Genomic DNA, 14792 nt, shown 5'->3' with positions numbered 1-14792 from the left:
TGTCCGGATCCTTTATTGTATGTTAGAAAGCTTGACAATATCTTTTACCTGATCAATGGACTGAATTAGGTTAAGGCTTGTCTCATTGATAGGAAGATAATAGACTTTATCTGCCAAAGATTCTGTAAAAGGACAATTGGTGACTAAGATCACCTGTTGTCCTTTTTCTTTTAACTCTTGTCCCTTCTTTCGTACCTTTTGGTAAAAACTCGGGTCCCGAATTTCTAGATCATCCACCAAGACACAAGCAGCATCCAAACCGAATGACTCATTGGTCCCATTTTGAGTCAGATAATAGGCCGCCCCTTCTTTGACCTCATATAAGCCAGCTGATGGCTCAACCGGAAGAAATGCTGGACTTGTTGCAACTTCTGCTGCTTTTTCCATCGCTACAAGGTTGGCAAGGACCTGCAAATAAATCGGTGCTAATTTACTTAAATCCAAGAGTTCCTCAAACTCAAAACCACGTTTCAGAGCCTCTAAGATATAGAAGAGCCGATGGGGCATATGACGAGCTATTTTTTGGATTAACTCATCATCGCTCATTTCTTCAGGAAAGACAGTCAGCAGTTTTTTATCTTTAATGGTTTCTAAGGCCTGTTGGTAAGCTTCATCGATCCTCTTTCCAAATCCATAAACTGCCCCATAAGAGTGAATTTGGGTATTGAGGCGGGCATTTTTAGCAGCATCAGAAAAAATCGGAATCTTAAAGAATATATAGTCTAAACTCGGTTCGTAAACAGCCTTTAGATCCTTTAATAAAGGGTGAGGCAAATGCTCGAGAGAACGCCCCAATTGTAGCTGAACTCCTTGCTCAAACAAGGAATAGCCCAAGCCCATAGAGGCCATCGAGATACTATCGGAAGCAAATGGATTAACTTCTAGGATATAAAAAGCATAGCTCGTCGGATCAAGAGCAAACTTGATCGAAATGGCTCCTGTCAGCTTCAAATAGCGACTGATGTGGATCGCTGCTTCACGAAGATTTTGAAACTCCCGGTCAGTCAGGGTGACAGCTGGCATAAATTGATAAGAGTCACTAGAGTGGATCCCGACAGGATCAATGCTTTCGATAGAGGCTGCCAGGTAGTGATTGTCTTCGCGATCCCGCATGACCACAAAATCCAGTTCCTTAAAACCATAGGTCGAAAATTCTAGCAAACACTGTTGACTTGGAGAGACCGAAAGTCCCGTTTCTACTGCTTCGCACAGGTCATCCAGGTTATGAGCAATCTTTCGTCCCTGCCCTTGCTTACTCGCTACCGGCCAGATCATAATGGGAAATTGAATGCCTTCAGAAAACTCAATGGCTTCTCGAACAGAACCAACCAGTGCGGAAGCGGGTACTTGATAGCCCAACTCTTGAAAGAGACGTCGTTGATCCGCCTGCTGATAAAAGGTCCGGTAGCGTTGGAGGCTCGGTCCGATAATCCTAATCGATGCGTCTTTGAAAAATCCAGTTTCCTCCAAACGAAACAAGAGATTCAAAATCTGTTTATCCGCAAAGGCTAAGAGCAAGTGAGATCCAGTATAGGAAAGAAGAGTCGTCCTAAGAGCATCCAGCTTGAGCTTGCTGACCACAACCTGTTCTCCAGCTTCTTGGGTGATAGTATTTTCTTCGCCCAGATAAAGGACAAGAGCATTTCCATCCTTGGCATTAAGTTTTTGTGCTTCATTTACCGCAGCCAAGAGGCTAATATCCTGATAAGAATCTCCACATAGGAGAAGCAATTTCTGGTTTTGTTTCATCATTCCTTCTCCCTTCTACTTTCGTGAATTTTGGCATCAATCAACTCTAAAAATTCATCGTAAAAATAGAGATTTTCCCTTGGCCCTGGACTCGCATCCACTTGGAATTGAACCCCTAAAATCGGTTGGTAACGATGACGAAAAGCTTCAATACTATGGTCATTGACGTTTTCATGCGTGACCAATAAATCATGAGGTAGACTATCGCGTGCGATACTATACAAGTGATTTTGACTCGTTATCTCGATTTTTCCTGTCGCAATTTCACGTACAGGAATATTTAATCCGAAGTGTCCAACTTCCATGGGAGCTAGCTCAGCCCCGTATGCTTGAGCCAGCAGCTGGGCTCCCAAGCCCATGCCCCAGATTGGAATCTGACCATTGAGCTTTTTGATCAAGCGGCAGAGTTTTTTTACCTGATGGGGATCGCCAGGCCCACTGGATAAAATAACGCCATCGGGTTGCTGCTCCATCAGTTCATCATAAGAGATATCATAGGGATAGACAGTGACATTACAGTCCCTTTGACTCAGCTGGCGCAAGACAGAGTGCTTGACACCTAAATCAATCAAGGCAATACTCTTTCCAAAACCTGGTACAGCATAGGCCGTTTTTGTCGACATTTGACGCACTTGGTCCTTAGGAAGGACCGTTGCCCGCAACTGATCCAAGATATGTTCTATCGAGTCACCCTTGTTAATCACAGTCGCTTTCATCCGTCCATACTTGCGGACAATTTTTGCAACCTGACGCGTGTCGATTCCCATAATACCCGGGATTTTTTTTCGCTTCAAGAACTCATCCAAGGTCATCTGTTGCCGCCAATTGCTCGGCATCTCCACCAAATGCTGAACCACCACTGCCAGACAAGTCGGTGTAATGGATTCAGAATCATCCCGATTGATCCCTGTTGCGCCAATAACTGGAAAGGTAAAGGAGAGGATCTGGCCACTAAAAGCCTGATCCGTAATCAATTCTTGATGGCCTGTCATGGCAGTCGTAAAGACCAATTCACCAGTCACATATAAGTCTGCACCAAAGGCTTCCCCTTCAAATACAGTCCCATCCTCTAGGACCAATAATCGTTTCATCGAACCCCTCCCTTCTTTTTACACTAATCCAATTTTATCATAGTTCCTCAAAAAAAGGAAAGTCAGATTCCATGTAGCTGTCTACTCTGTCCTCTTCCTTTCCTTTCAATGAATTGTCAGTTATCTTATTTTGCACCGCGACCTTTAAGGACGGCTTCAATGATGGCCATACGGACAAAGACACCGTTGGTCATTTGTTCTACGATACGTGATTTAGGAGCTTCTACCAAGTGGTCCGCAATTTCAACGTCACGGTTGACTGGTGCTGGGTGCATCAGGATCGCTGTATCTTTCATACGGTCATAACGTTCTTGAGTCAAGCCATGAAGACGGTGGTAGTTTTCTTTAGAGAAGAGTGATTCGTAATCATGACGTTCGTGTTGCACACGCAAGAACATCATCACATCTACTTCTTCAATGACTTCATCGATAGTGACGAAACTTCCATAGTCTTCAAATTCCGCACTTCTCCATTCGTCTGGACCTGCAAAGTAAAGGGTTGCTCCCAAACGTTTCAAGATTTGCATATTTGATTTTGCCACACGTGAGTGATCCAAGTCCCCAGCGATACAAACTTTCAAGCCATCAAAGTGACCAAATTCTTGGTAAATAGTCATCAAATCAAGCAAGCTTTGGCTTGGGTGTTGACCTGAACCATCCCCACCATTGACGATAGAGGCTGTGATCGTTGGGCTTTCAACCAATTCTTTGTAGTAGTCCACTTCAGGGTGACGGATGACGCAGACATCTACACCAAGAGCTGACATGGTTAAGATGGTATCGTAAAGTGTTTCCCCTTTGTTCACAGAGCTTGTCTTCACATCAAAGTCAAGGAGATCACATCCCAATTTCAACTCTGCCACTTCAAAGGCTTTGTGGGTACGAGTTGAAGGTTCAAAGAAAAGGTTTGAGATGATATGTTGGTCTTCGTAGGATGCTTTAGCTCCGTTTTTGAACTCAATCCCACGTTTGATCAATGCCATTACTTCTTCATTGGTAAGAGTTTCCATTGAGACAAGGTTTTTAAGAGCGATTTGATTTTCAGACATGTTGATTCTCCTTTTATAATGTGAATGCAAATAGTTTACAATTTGTTTAAGCTTCTTTGATGAGGACGCGGTCTTGACCGTCTAGCTCCACCATCTCGACAATGATTTCCTCTGACTTACTTGTCGGGATATTTTTCCCAACAAAGTCCGGACGAATCGGCAACTCCCGATGCCCACGGTCGACTAGAACCGCCAGACTCACTCGAGCAGGACGACCGTGACTGACCAGATTGTCAATGGCAGCGCGAATCGTGCGACCTGTATAGAGGACATCATCGATCAAAATGACTTCTCTATGAGCGATATCAACTGGTAAGACCGTTGTATCTTCTGTCGCCTTCATGTCATCTCGGAAAGGCTTGGTATCTAGTTCTGCTACAGGGACATCGATTTGTTCCAGCTGAGAGAGGCGTTCTTGGATCCGGCGAGCGATGTAAACACCACGCGTCTTGATCCCCACCAGCACAATCTGGCTCAAATCTTTGTTTCGTTCAATGATTTCGTAGGTGATGCGGGTAATGGCCCGTTTCATCGTCAAATCATCAACGACTTCTTTGGTTTTCATTCAGTCCTCCTTAGTTGTAAAAGAAAAACCTCCTTTTTCAAGGAGGTTCAGCAAATGAATGGTCTAAGAGGATAGAGTCTCGCCCTATGGTCCTAGCCATTGTTTTTCACAGTCTCCTTGCCTGCCTCACGGGACAGGATTAAAGGATTTATTTAATTGAGATAACTATATCACAGTTTCAAACGACATGCAAGAAAAAACTCAACATTTTTCAAAAAAATTTAAAAACTCGACTTTTTGTCCGAATAACGTTCGGTTTTTACTAAGAAACGGCCGATTTTCGCTTGATATTTTTGATCCCATAGAGCACATAGCCAGCCAAGAGGTAAGCGATAAAGATGATCACCACCCATTTTCCAACAAAGGCCCAGCCGTATTTATTAACATTGATAAAGAAATAGGCAAAGGGACTATCTTTTGCACCTGGAATTGGCCACTTCAAGACCAATCCATTGAGAAGGGCAAAGAGCATGTAAGCCAGTGGAATCAAGGTCCAAAGGAAGGGATCGAGCTTACGGTATTGCTTGGATTTGTCAATCACTAGGGTATCAAAGAAGAACATCAAAGGAACGATGTAATGACAGAGGAAGTTTTCCAAACGATAAAACTTCTCTGGTGTCGCCAGAGGCGCCAACATAAAGTGGTAGATGACAAAGGTAATCATAATAGCCATAGTCACTGCCCCCTTCATGCGAAGGTAGCCTTGGGTCTGGGTCGAACGACCTCGAAACATGCGCCAGACCATATCTCCCATGAAGAACATGACCAACATGTTAGATAAAATGGTGTAATAGAGCATCATGCCAAAGCCACCATGCTTGGTCAGTTGCAGATAAACGCCGATTACACTTAAGATAAACAATAGAAAACGATAGCTAAATAATAGTTTGAATTTCATAGTATTCTCCTGAAAGAAAAGGGGGTAGCCCCTTCAGTTTAATCAGGAACTTTCCTTAAGTGAGGACGGACGTCAGCGAACTTCTACGAAGTTCCATGACTTAGTTTTGAACCTAAAGTTTCAAAACTCCCGAGTACTTGAATCAATACTGTTTCAAGTACTTTTCTCACAGCGGAAAGTTCCATTATAAACTTAAACAACTCTATCAATTTGTGTACTGTTCTTTAGATCTTCTTCACAAATTCTGATTTGAGCTTCATTGCACCAAAGCCATCGATCTTACAATCGATGTTGTGGTCTCCTTCCACGATACGGATGTTTTTCACGCGCGTACCTTGTTTCAAATCTTTCGGTGCACCCTTGACTTTTAAATCTTTGATCAATGTCACTGTATCGCCATCAGCCAATTTGTTTCCGTTGGCGTCAATCGCTACGACACCCTCTTCTTCTTCGACCTCAGCTGGGTTCCATTCATACGCACACTCTGGGCACACCAAGAGCGCTCCATCTTCATAGACGTATTCAGAGTTACATTTTGGACAGTTTGGTAAGTTATTCATTTTTATCTCCTTATTCAAATTAACTTTCATAGTATACCATGAAAGCGAAAATTTGACAAATCCTGTTCTACTGTAGCATTTTCATGGAAAAAGGAGGCGACTTGGCCTCCCTATATGGATGATATTTTTCAAAATTCCTGCAATTCTCGAATATCTTGAATCACGCGCACGCCTGCTTGATTCTTCTCGCGCAGTTCAGCATCAGAATAGGGGAAGGTATTGATCAAGATGCTCTCCATCCCGATACTTTGGGCAACAGCGACATCTGTCGTAAAGTCATTCCCCACCATGACCGTTTTCTCAGGGTTTAACTGGTGTTCTTTCATCACTTCCAAGAGAAACTCTGGCTGAGGTTTGCGAATACCTGCATCAGATGACAAGTAAATGGCATGGAAAAGCTCTCTCAAACCAACCAAATCAATCTCCGGATTGGTAAAATCTGCTTGGGCATTGGATAAAAGAAAGATTCGGCAACCTTCAGCTTTCATATCCTCTAACACTTCTTTCGTGTGAGGATAGAGCTCCAACCGCTTGCGAGAAAGGACACGGAAAGTCCGCGCAATCAAACGTCCCCACTCTTTGAGGTGGGCAACACTATCCCCACTTGGATGACCTTCTAAATACAATTGTACAAAGATAACCGTCAGATCAATCTCTGGGTAGGCAACTTGTTTTTCCTTAGCCAAGTCTTCTTCGGCTTGTTGCACCAACTCTTTATAACGCAGGCGCAGACCTTCTCCTGTGTAGCTTGCCCCGTAGGATTGGTAGATCTGAGCCATGGTATCCCATAAAATGGGACTCGACTCATCCGTTTCGATGTCGACCAAGGTTCCATAAAAATCAAAAATATAGTTTTTAAATGCGTACTTGTGCGGATTCATCTCTCACTCCCGTAACAAACATCGTAAAGGTTGCCTTGCAGACATTGGCCCCATCTTGATTGGTAATATCAACATCCACAACTCGAGTCGTCCGTCCACTGTGGACACATTCGCCATGGATGGTCAGGACATCACCCAGACGCCCTGCTTTCAAGTAATTGATTGAGGATTGCAAGGTCACCCCATCGACACCTTGAGAAACCACGACCAAACCACTGACTTGGTCACACAGGGTAAAGAGATAGCCTCCATGCGCATTTCCATAATAATTGAGCGATGATTCTACGACCTTGGTTGTCACCACTACATGGCCATCTCTCATCTTTTCGATTTCATAATTTTCAAATGCAGCAATTGCATCAAAGTGAAAATCTTTCATATACTTGCCACCTTTTCTAGCATCTTTTCAACTCCTCTATCATACTACAATTAAGGAGTAGATACAAGCGAAGGGGCAATTCCTTAGAAGCAGAAAAGGAGACTCCAACTGAGTAAGAAGACGATACTAGGCACAATATATTTTCTTGGGTGCTTCCAACATTCTCTCTTTAAATTCCATTTTCTTAAAGGGAAATAGATTTCAATCAGTAAGTGCAAAGCAGCTTCCACTACTGCTAGAATCATCACTCCTAGTAAAAATAGGATCCCCAAGTCAGGCATGACCACCATTTTTAATAAAAGAGCAACAAATAGATTCACAGATAGGAAATAGGTCAGCAATACACGGTAATACATCAAGTAAAAGAACCGACTCTTAGGTAGGGACTTGACATGATCGATCAAATCTTTATCAGCGGAAATGAGGGTGGTTAATGGCGTATTGACAGAAGCAATTGTTAACAGGATGATGATTTTTAATGGAGCATCATAATCCTGTATCAAAATGAGAAAGAGGAAAATGAGAGTAAATACAAAATTGATGGAAAAATAACGCTCTTGAAACAAGGAAATCCAAAAATAATTGCCACTTCTTCTCTTTGCGACGAGCAACTGATCATGTTTTGAAATCGCGATCAAGTCCTCATTTTTAAAAATAAAGATAGCAACGAGGGCTGAAAGTAAGATCATATAGGACACTTGTTGGACCCATAAAGAAGATCCTGTAAGAACAATCGTTACAAAAATGAACACTCCTCCTAGAAGACTAGGCCTTGTATTGAACTGGATAAAGACATAAAACGCACTTAATACCACCAGTAAAGAAAGGAGGACGAGCTTAAAGGATTGTAGCAGGTCTAACCTGACTCCTAAAAAGAGGATCAATAATAGCACGCGCTCTAGTAAATTGAGAAGAAAGGTTACCGTCAGAAAAGACCCTTTGAAATGATTGAGAGACAAAGGAAGTTGGTAGTAGGCCTGGACCCTGTCCATCGAAAAGTAGGAATACAGTAATTGAAAGGTTGATATAGCAGTAACAATAGCCGTACTGATCAGCAAGACTTGAAAGCTCGTAGAAAATTTTGCCCCAACAAGATGGTAATAAAGAGCAAAGGTTAAGGAAGTTAAGAACAAGAAGAGCCGATTTTTGGATACCAAATCTCTAAAAATTGCTAGTAGCATGCTCTACCCCCTCTGACGATTGACGTCACGAAACCAATCTTCTAAATTCGATTCGATCGCGTCTAGGTGACCATCTTCAATAGAATAAGCTGTATCACACACCCGAACGATACTCTCTGCGATATGCGAACTCATCAGAATAGAGCCTTCTTCTTTATACTGCAATAGCAAACCATATAGAAATTCTGTCGCATCAAAATCAAGGCCATCAAATGGTTCGTCCAAAATAAGGAGGGGAGGTTTGAGATAAAAAGCTGTGATCAAGAAGACTTTCTTCTTATTTCCCGTTGACAAACTACCGATATCGGTGTTGAGAAATTCTTCAAAATGGAATCCTGAAATCAAGTCCTGTAATAACGTATCATCTCTCTTTCGATGATATAAACGACAGACAAAATTAAAATAGTGAACAAAATCCCAGTTTAAAAAACTATTGTTTTCAGTAAAAACTGTATAGGTACGGCTCTTATAGAAATTCGTATGAAAAGAGGTCGCCTTGTCTTCTATGGTAACAGTCTCAACTGCATACTGCCGATGATCAAAGACACTACTTAAAGCTTTTAGCAAGGTTGTCTTCCCTGCTCCATTTCGACCAATCAACCCGACTACAGAATGATTGGGTACAAGCAAATTCGTATCTTTTATAATGGGCTTGCCTTTTTTATACCAAACGTTTAGCCCCTTGATGTTTAAACAATCACTCTTCATCGACGCACTCCTTTATAAAGGTAAGAAGCCCCAACCAAAAGCAACAGCAAAGCGTATAACCATTCCTTTTGAAAGGCAAAGACTAAGGCACCGATCAAGAAGCAAATTCCTATAAGGATTCTAAATTGTAATTTCATATCTTGCCTTCTTTCTATTCACAGTATGAAAGATTACAATTGTATTTTATGCTTATACTATAGTACTTTTTTTAAGCAGATTCAAGCACGAATGGAATATTCTTACTTCTTTTACCTTGCAAGCAAAAAAGCTAGATACCTCTAGCCCTTTGCTTAAAATCTTAATTTTTCCCAATCATCGTCTGTCCGTTTGCGATAATAGAACTCAGACAAGTCCGGGTCTTCCATCACTTCCAGCAGAGGAAGCATATCGTAGGACAAGTCCAACTTTTCTAATTGATCCTTCTCAACCCAATAAACTTCTCCTTCTTCAGACGATCTTAGCTGGCCTGTAAATTCTGTCGCTTTGTAGCAAAAGACGATGTAGCGGCCGCCCTCATCTTGTGGCCAGTCTTTGACTGCGACCAGTTTTGGATTTGTAATTGTAAGTCCTGTCTCTTCGTAGATTTCACGAATGACGGATTCTACAAGGCTTTCTCCTTCTTCGATATGGCCACCTGGAAAAGCATAGCCAGCCCAGTGAGTCTTTTCAGGTGAGCGGTATTGGAGGACTACTTTATTCGTTGAACAGTCTTCAATCAGACATAGATTTGTTAAAATGGTAGATGTTTCGCGTGACATAAATTTCCTTTCTATGATATTAACAATTAATCAACATAAACATTCTTTTGTATCTCTTCTTTCATGACAAAGGGATTCACCAGCTCATGGTATTCATCGAAGGCATCTAAAAGGGAGCCTCTATGAAAGACAATTGACTTCTCTTTTAAATAATATTCCGAGTGAATCGTCACCGGACCATGGACATCAAAGGTAAAGAACAACTCAATGAAATATACTAGAATCACCATAGCAAAGAGACTCAAAAGAACACTAACAAGGTTCTTCCAATTTGGAGTATGTTTTCGATAGAAACGATACCAAATGTGACTAATAGCCGTCACTGCTCCAAGATACAGCCAGGGATTCCAAAGAAGTGGAGTAAATGCGTAGCCAAAGAATCCTAAAAGAAAATTAGCTAGCATGAAAAGTAAAAGAATAAGATACAGGATCCTAAACAGGTACAAATACTTTCCCATAATTGAGCTCTCCTATGTAAACATTGGTTCAAAGCTTAAAAAAACAGTAATCTTCTTATCTTAGATTATGATCAACAGAATATGGACTGCCAACCGTAGCCAATGATCAATTAGAGGCGTATCCGGATCACTTTTTTTGCTGTCTAATAATAGACTTAGTGATAACAATAGTAATGCAAGGGCAATAACAATTTTCAGAGATAGCATCATGCCGCCAAGAACAAGAGAGGCTAGAAAGCCAAAAAATGGCAAAGGAGAAAATAAAAATGCCAAAAAACTGAAATACATCATAATCAATGATAAAACCAATAAACCAAAGACGACAATCTTCGTAAGAATTGAGACTCTTTTCCCTTCTCTTTTCATTTTTGATAGTGAAAAAATGACATAGATCATATAGATAAAAAGTAGCATATTGAATCATTCCTATGTTTTACAGATAATATTAATAGTTTAACTAAAACCTATTCAAAATACAACTAAAGACACTAACTTATCAGTAGTAACCCATCTCTGATCAAAGTCTCTTCACTTCTGCTGCTACCTTCTGGAGATGCTGTTCTCGCATGCTAGCGGTGTTCACATCCCGGCCAACAATAACATTGCCAAGTGAAATACGTAAATCTTTGATGCCCCTTTTAAAATTTTCACATCCTAAAGTTGTCATCTAACCCTAGCTCCCCTATTAATTTATTTGTTGCTTCTGAAAGTCTATTTTGTTGTGAGTCAAAATCTTTCAACTTCATTATAAACCAATATCTAGGGCTAACTGCAACAGAAGTAACATCATATTTAATTTGTGTGGCAAGTAACACAAAAATCGCCATCGTTCGATATTCGTTTTGATTAATTTGTGTAACTGCGGCCTCATAGTTTTCTTTTTGCATTAACGAAACAATCTTAATAGACTCTTTTGAACCGTATGAGTATATTATATTCATTATCTCTTTAAAGTTTTTCAAATTTTCTTCTTGTTTTCTTTCTTTATCCTTAGTATTTTTTAAAGAATTATTTTCAATCATCTCATCAAAAAGCGACAAAACTCTATACGGTATTTTTGACATATTATCCAAAGCTAAAGTATCCCTATTACGCTTAAGTTCATTTTGAAAACTTTGTTTCATTGAGTAATAAGTTACCCTAAAACCTACAATTGAAATTATACTAGGAATTAATACACTTATAATTGTTGTTAATGAAGCTTCATTCATTTCTATCACCTCCTTAATCCAAAGCCTTGACTTCCAACATCATATCGCGGATTTGCGCTGCCAACTCGAAATCAAGCACTTCGACAGCTTCTTGCATTTGACCTTGCAGTTTCTTGACCAGTTCCTTGCGCTCTTGGCGGTTGAGACTGGTGATATCTACTTCCTTGTCCTCTTCTTTGGCCACCGCCTTGGTAACAGAGATCAGGTCACGGATTTCCTTCTTGATGGTTTGTGGTACAATACCATGCTCTTCATTATAAGCCATCTGGATTTTCCGACGACGGGCTGTTTCATCGATGGCTTTTTGCATTGACTGGGTCATGGTGTCCGCATACATGATCACGTGACCCTCACTATTACGGGCTGCACGACCAATGGTTTGAATGAGGCCGCGTTCATTACGGAGGAATCCTTCCTTATCCGCATCAAGGATGGCAACTAAGCTTACTTCCGGTACATCTATCCCTTCGCGAAGGAGGTTAATCCCGACCAAGACATCAAAGACACCCAAACGCAAATCTCGAATAATCTCCGTCCGCTCCAAGGTCTTAATGTCCGAGTGCATGTATTTGACCTTGACACCCATTTCCTTGAAATAGTCGGTCAAGTCTTCTGCCATCTTCTTGGTCAGGGTGGTGACAAAGGTCCGCTCTCCACGTTCTACACGCGCATTGATCTCACCTAAGAGGTCGTCCATTTGACCCATGGTCGGACGCACTTCCACCTCAGGATCGAGAAGACCTGTCGGACGAATGATCTGCTCGATGATGGTATCGGTTTGTTCCATCTCATAGTCGCCTGGTGTCGCAGACACATAGACAATCTGATGGACATGGCTTTCAAACTCCTCACGACGCAGTGGCCGGTTATCCAGAGCAGACGGCAAACGGAAACCATAGTTGACCAGCATTTCCTTGCGCGAGCGGTCTCCATTGTACATGCCCTTGATCTGTCCCATAGTCATGTGGCTTTCATCGATCATGATGAGGAAATCTTCTGGAAAGAAGTCAAGGAGAGTGTAAGGAGGCTCACCTTCACTCCGGCCATCCATGTGACGAGAGTAGTTTTCGACCCCATTGGTGTAGCCCATCTCCCGCAGCATTTCAATATCATACTCGGTCCGTTGTTTTAGACGTTGGGCTTCTAAGAGCTTGCCTTCTTTTTCAAAGACTTTCAACTGCTCTTCTAGTTCCGCCTGAATCTTGGCAATGGCCACTTCCATATGGTCATCATTGGTCACGAAGTGAGTAGCTGGGAAAATTGCTAAGTGGTCCACATCTCCCAGAACTTGGCCTGTCAAAGCTTCAATCTCCCGAATCCGCTCAATCTCGTCCCCGAAAAACTCCACTCGGAAGGCATGTTCATCACGCGAAGCTGGGAAAATCTCGACCACATCTCCACGAACACGGAATTTCCCCCGTTGAAAGTCGATATCATTGCGCTCAAACTGGATATCCACCAGGTCATTGAGCAGTTTATCACGAGAAATCTCCAGACCTGGACGCAGACTCACCACGCTATCGGCATATTCCTTCGGCGAACCCAAACCATAAATACAAGAGACGGAAGCTACAACGATGACATCGTTACGCTCCAACAAAGCTGAGGTTGCGGAGTGACGAAGTTTATCAATCTCATCATTGACCGAGCTATCCTTTTCGATATAGGTGTCGCTCGATGGCACATAGGCTTCTGGCTGGTAGTAATCGTAGTAAGATACGAAGTACTCGACCGCATTTTCAGGGAAAAATTCCTTGAACTCCCCATAGAGCTGGCCCGCTAGCGTTTTATTATGGGCGATAACCAGGGTCGGTTTATTGACCTGGGCAATAACCTGGCTCATGGTATAGGTCTTCCCCGTACCAGTCGCTCCCATCAGGATTTGCGCCTTCTCACCACCCTCGATGTTATCCACCAGTTGCTCAATGGCCTGCGGTTGATCCCCAGACGGTTGGTATTTCGATACTAGTTTAAATTTGTTATCTGTTACTCGATTAATCATACTTTCTTCCTTTGATTATACTTCCCTTATTTTACCACAATAGACAATATTTCACTGACTTTTGGGGATAGAATCCTCACATAGAAAAAGACCGGGCTCAAGTCCCGGTCTTCATTTTTATCATCAATTCTAGTCAATCATGATACACTTGTTCATTATCAACTCTTTCTTTCCTTTCCCCTAAGCGATAAACAATCACTAGGGATACAAGAAGAACCAAAGTGGTAATGATTGATCCTTCTGCTCCAAATGTCCCTCCGGTCAACCAGTCGGGTCCAGATCCCATGGTAAAGCTAAAGATAGACGCATCTGCGCCTGTGCCACTGACTTGAAAACCAAGGAGATTTCCTTGTACATAGTTCCAAGTGCCGTGTTGGGCGACCACTAGCCAGATACTATCCGTATAGATAAAAAGCAGACCAGCCAGCACTCCATCGAGGATGATATTCAGAACGGATAAGAAAGTCACTCCTGCATTTCCCATATGCAGAATGCCAAAGAGACTACTAGAAATCACGATCGCTAAAGGCAGATTAGTTCTTGCAGCAATCCGAGTCAGAAGCCAACCTCGCGTCGCTACTTCTTCCGTCCCCCCTTGCAGAAGCCAAAATGGAAATAATCCTAGGATAAAAAGCAAGGGCTCTAAACTGAGCTCATTTAACACAAAAGACCCGATGCCACTTACTTGGTAGACAAGCGCGATCACTCCCATTTGAACAAGTGAAATCATGATCCCCCAGACTAGATACTTGAGCCAATTTCTTTTTACAAAGCCTAAGCTTGATAAAGCATTCTTCTCTATGACCTTCACCCAAAAAATAAAGAGAAATAGTATGATTACAAAACTGAAGAGCTCATAATAGAGAAGATAATGGTAGAAAAATTCTTGAATACTTGCTGTCCCATTTCCTGGCGAAAAGAACTCCACTAGAAAACCGATCCCTAAGGAAAATGGTCCCACCAATTCACTACTAAGCCATAGTCCCCCTTCTATAAAGAAGGAGGCTAAAAATACATAGAATAGTGTAGAAATAAGAACTGGCATAGATGTGTTTGTTTTTATATCCTGAATGATCTTTCCTTTCTTCATGATCAACCTCCATTTATCTGATAGGTCCATTGTAGCAAAGAAAATCAAGAGCTGCAATATCGTTTCATGTTAGAAAACCTAACATCAAAACTCAATTTTTCTTGCATAGCAAAGTCTTTTTTGATATAATAGCTTTTGTAGAAAAACATAAGACCATTCATACTCGTTTTGGTATGAATGATTTGTTTTTTTAAGGCCATCCTTTAGTCAAT

At 41.7% G+C, this 14792-nt stretch carries 17 protein-coding genes and 1 pseudogene; 1 reads left to right on the top strand and 17 read right to left on the bottom strand.

Translation table 11 applies throughout. The features are described 5' to 3' along the window. Positions 1-12: 12 nt before the first annotated feature. The 13 genes from K1I56_RS00410 to K1I56_RS00350 all read right to left on the bottom strand — a co-directional run bounded on the left by K1I56_RS00410 (position 13) and on the right by K1I56_RS00350 (position 10277). Positions 13-1752: an ATP-binding protein gene (locus tag K1I56_RS00410; RefSeq protein ID WP_223324663.1), complete on the bottom strand. Its 1740-nt coding sequence runs from the start codon at positions 1750-1752 to the stop codon at positions 13-15. Continuing rightward, complete coding sequence (locus K1I56_RS00405; protein WP_223324662.1) at positions 1749-2840, bottom strand: carbamoyl phosphate synthase small subunit; 1092 nt, start codon at positions 2838-2840, stop codon at positions 1749-1751. Before K1I56_RS00405 ends, K1I56_RS00410 begins: the two co-directional genes overlap by 4 nt. A 125-nt stretch (positions 2841-2965) precedes the next feature. Continuing rightward, entirely contained in the window at positions 2966-3889 is a 924-nt protein-coding gene (locus tag K1I56_RS00400) for an aspartate carbamoyltransferase catalytic subunit (RefSeq protein ID WP_003001617.1), read from the bottom strand. A gap of 46 nt (positions 3890-3935) precedes the next feature. Then, on the bottom strand, positions 3936-4454 hold the full coding sequence (gene pyrR, locus K1I56_RS00395; protein WP_003001719.1) for a bifunctional pyr operon transcriptional regulator/uracil phosphoribosyltransferase PyrR: 519 nt from the start codon (positions 4452-4454) through the stop codon (positions 3936-3938). Positions 4455-4716: 262 nt separating this feature from the next. Next, a complete protein-coding gene (locus K1I56_RS00390; RefSeq protein ID WP_223324661.1) occupies positions 4717-5352 on the bottom strand; it encodes a Pr6Pr family membrane protein in 636 nt (211 codons plus the stop codon). A gap of 224 nt (positions 5353-5576) precedes the next feature. After that, positions 5577-5912, bottom strand: a complete 336-nt coding sequence (locus tag K1I56_RS00385) for a zinc ribbon domain-containing protein YjdM (RefSeq protein WP_003016288.1) — start codon at positions 5910-5912, stop codon at positions 5577-5579. 128 nt (positions 5913-6040) lie between these two features. Continuing rightward, on the bottom strand, positions 6041-6793 hold the full coding sequence (locus tag K1I56_RS00380; protein ID WP_223324660.1) for an HAD family hydrolase: 753 nt from the start codon (positions 6791-6793) through the stop codon (positions 6041-6043). Next, positions 6768-7172 (bottom strand): PaaI family thioesterase, encoded by a 405-nt coding sequence (locus tag K1I56_RS00375; RefSeq protein WP_003016342.1) that lies wholly within the window; start codon positions 7170-7172, stop codon positions 6768-6770. Before K1I56_RS00375 ends, K1I56_RS00380 begins: the two co-directional genes overlap by 26 nt. Before the next feature lie 83 nt (positions 7173-7255). Next, positions 7256-8353 (bottom strand): hypothetical protein, encoded by a 1098-nt coding sequence (locus K1I56_RS00370; protein ID WP_223324659.1) that lies wholly within the window; start codon positions 8351-8353, stop codon positions 7256-7258. 3 nt (positions 8354-8356) lie between these two features. After that, a complete protein-coding gene (locus K1I56_RS00365; RefSeq protein ID WP_223324658.1) occupies positions 8357-9061 on the bottom strand; it encodes an ATP-binding cassette domain-containing protein in 705 nt (234 codons plus the stop codon). Then, a complete protein-coding gene (locus tag K1I56_RS00360; protein WP_003001697.1) occupies positions 9058-9198 on the bottom strand; it encodes a hypothetical protein in 141 nt (46 codons plus the stop codon). The genes K1I56_RS00365 and K1I56_RS00360 overlap by 4 nt, the downstream gene beginning before the upstream one ends. Before the next feature lie 153 nt (positions 9199-9351). Further along, a complete protein-coding gene (locus K1I56_RS00355; RefSeq protein WP_070466046.1) occupies positions 9352-9819 on the bottom strand; it encodes an 8-oxo-dGTP diphosphatase in 468 nt (155 codons plus the stop codon). A 26-nt stretch (positions 9820-9845) separates the two neighbouring features. After that, a complete protein-coding gene (locus tag K1I56_RS00350; RefSeq protein ID WP_223324657.1) occupies positions 9846-10277 on the bottom strand; it encodes a hypothetical protein in 432 nt (143 codons plus the stop codon). A gap of 208 nt (positions 10278-10485) precedes the next feature. On the opposite strand from K1I56_RS00350, the gene K1I56_RS00345 reads away from it, so the two are divergent. Further along, positions 10486-10668: a hypothetical protein gene (locus K1I56_RS00345; protein ID WP_173018716.1), complete on the top strand. Its 183-nt coding sequence runs from the start codon at positions 10486-10488 to the stop codon at positions 10666-10668. Positions 10669-10794: 126 nt separating this feature from the next. On the opposite strand, the pseudogene K1I56_RS09985 reads toward K1I56_RS00345, so the two are convergent. The 4 genes and pseudogenes from K1I56_RS09985 to K1I56_RS00330 all read right to left on the bottom strand — a co-directional run. Beyond that, a pseudogene (locus K1I56_RS09985) lies at positions 10795-10911 on the bottom strand (NAD(P)H-dependent oxidoreductase); the annotation flags it as partial. Positions 10912-10924: 13 nt separating this feature from the next. Continuing rightward, positions 10925-11488 (bottom strand): hypothetical protein, encoded by a 564-nt coding sequence (locus K1I56_RS00340; protein ID WP_070466051.1) that lies wholly within the window; start codon positions 11486-11488, stop codon positions 10925-10927. A gap of 13 nt (positions 11489-11501) precedes the next feature. Further along, positions 11502-13490 (bottom strand): excinuclease ABC subunit UvrB, encoded by a 1989-nt coding sequence (uvrB, locus tag K1I56_RS00335; protein WP_070466053.1) that lies wholly within the window; start codon positions 13488-13490, stop codon positions 11502-11504. A 133-nt stretch (positions 13491-13623) separates the two neighbouring features. Next, on the bottom strand, positions 13624-14580 hold the full coding sequence (locus K1I56_RS00330) for a CPBP family intramembrane glutamic endopeptidase (protein WP_223324656.1): 957 nt from the start codon (positions 14578-14580) through the stop codon (positions 13624-13626). Between the last annotated feature and the right edge of the window lie 212 nt (positions 14581-14792).

Origin of the sequence: Streptococcus parasanguinis (genome assembly GCF_019929185.1) — a bacterium.
Lineage (GTDB): Bacteria > Bacillota > Bacilli > Lactobacillales > Streptococcaceae > Streptococcus > Streptococcus parasanguinis_O.
Note: the sequence above shows the minus strand (reverse complement) of the source record. Positions and strands in the feature narration are given on the sequence as shown.

What these genes read in the sequence shown, in the direction of transcription:
- K1I56_RS00410 (WP_223324663.1), bottom strand. Translation starts at nt 1,752, where the DNA reads ATGATGAAACAAAACCAGAAATTGCTTCTCCTATGTGGAGATTCTTAT.
- K1I56_RS00405 (WP_223324662.1), bottom strand. Translation starts at nt 2,840, where the DNA reads ATGAAACGATTATTGGTCCTAGAGGATGGGACTGTATTTGAAGGGGAA.
- K1I56_RS00400 (WP_003001617.1), bottom strand. Translation starts at nt 3,889, where the DNA reads ATGTCTGAAAATCAAATCGCTCTTAAAAACCTTGTCTCAATGGAAACT.
- pyrR (WP_003001719.1), bottom strand. Translation starts at nt 4,454, where the DNA reads ATGAAAACCAAAGAAGTCGTTGATGATTTGACGATGAAACGGGCCATT.
- K1I56_RS00390 (WP_223324661.1), bottom strand. Translation starts at nt 5,352, where the DNA reads ATGAAATTCAAACTATTATTTAGCTATCGTTTTCTATTGTTTATCTTA.
- K1I56_RS00385 (WP_003016288.1), bottom strand. Translation starts at nt 5,912, where the DNA reads ATGAATAACTTACCAAACTGTCCAAAATGTAACTCTGAATACGTCTAT.
- K1I56_RS00380 (WP_223324660.1), bottom strand. Translation starts at nt 6,793, where the DNA reads ATGAATCCGCACAAGTACGCATTTAAAAACTATATTTTTGATTTTTAT.
- K1I56_RS00375 (WP_003016342.1), bottom strand. Translation starts at nt 7,172, where the DNA reads ATGAAAGATTTTCACTTTGATGCAATTGCTGCATTTGAAAATTATGAA.
- K1I56_RS00370 (WP_223324659.1), bottom strand. Translation starts at nt 8,353, where the DNA reads ATGCTACTAGCAATTTTTAGAGATTTGGTATCCAAAAATCGGCTCTTC.
- K1I56_RS00365 (WP_223324658.1), bottom strand. Translation starts at nt 9,061, where the DNA reads ATGAAGAGTGATTGTTTAAACATCAAGGGGCTAAACGTTTGGTATAAA.
- K1I56_RS00360 (WP_003001697.1), bottom strand. Translation starts at nt 9,198, where the DNA reads ATGAAATTACAATTTAGAATCCTTATAGGAATTTGCTTCTTGATCGGT.
- K1I56_RS00355 (WP_070466046.1), bottom strand. Translation starts at nt 9,819, where the DNA reads ATGTCACGCGAAACATCTACCATTTTAACAAATCTATGTCTGATTGAA.
- K1I56_RS00350 (WP_223324657.1), bottom strand. Translation starts at nt 10,277, where the DNA reads ATGGGAAAGTATTTGTACCTGTTTAGGATCCTGTATCTTATTCTTTTA.
- K1I56_RS00345 (WP_173018716.1), top strand. Translation starts at nt 10,486, where the DNA reads ATGCCGCCAAGAACAAGAGAGGCTAGAAAGCCAAAAAATGGCAAAGGA.
- K1I56_RS00340 (WP_070466051.1), bottom strand. Translation starts at nt 11,488, where the DNA reads ATGAATGAAGCTTCATTAACAACAATTATAAGTGTATTAATTCCTAGT.
- uvrB (WP_070466053.1), bottom strand. Translation starts at nt 13,490, where the DNA reads ATGATTAATCGAGTAACAGATAACAAATTTAAACTAGTATCGAAATAC.
- K1I56_RS00330 (WP_223324656.1), bottom strand. Translation starts at nt 14,580, where the DNA reads ATGAAGAAAGGAAAGATCATTCAGGATATAAAAACAAACACATCTATG.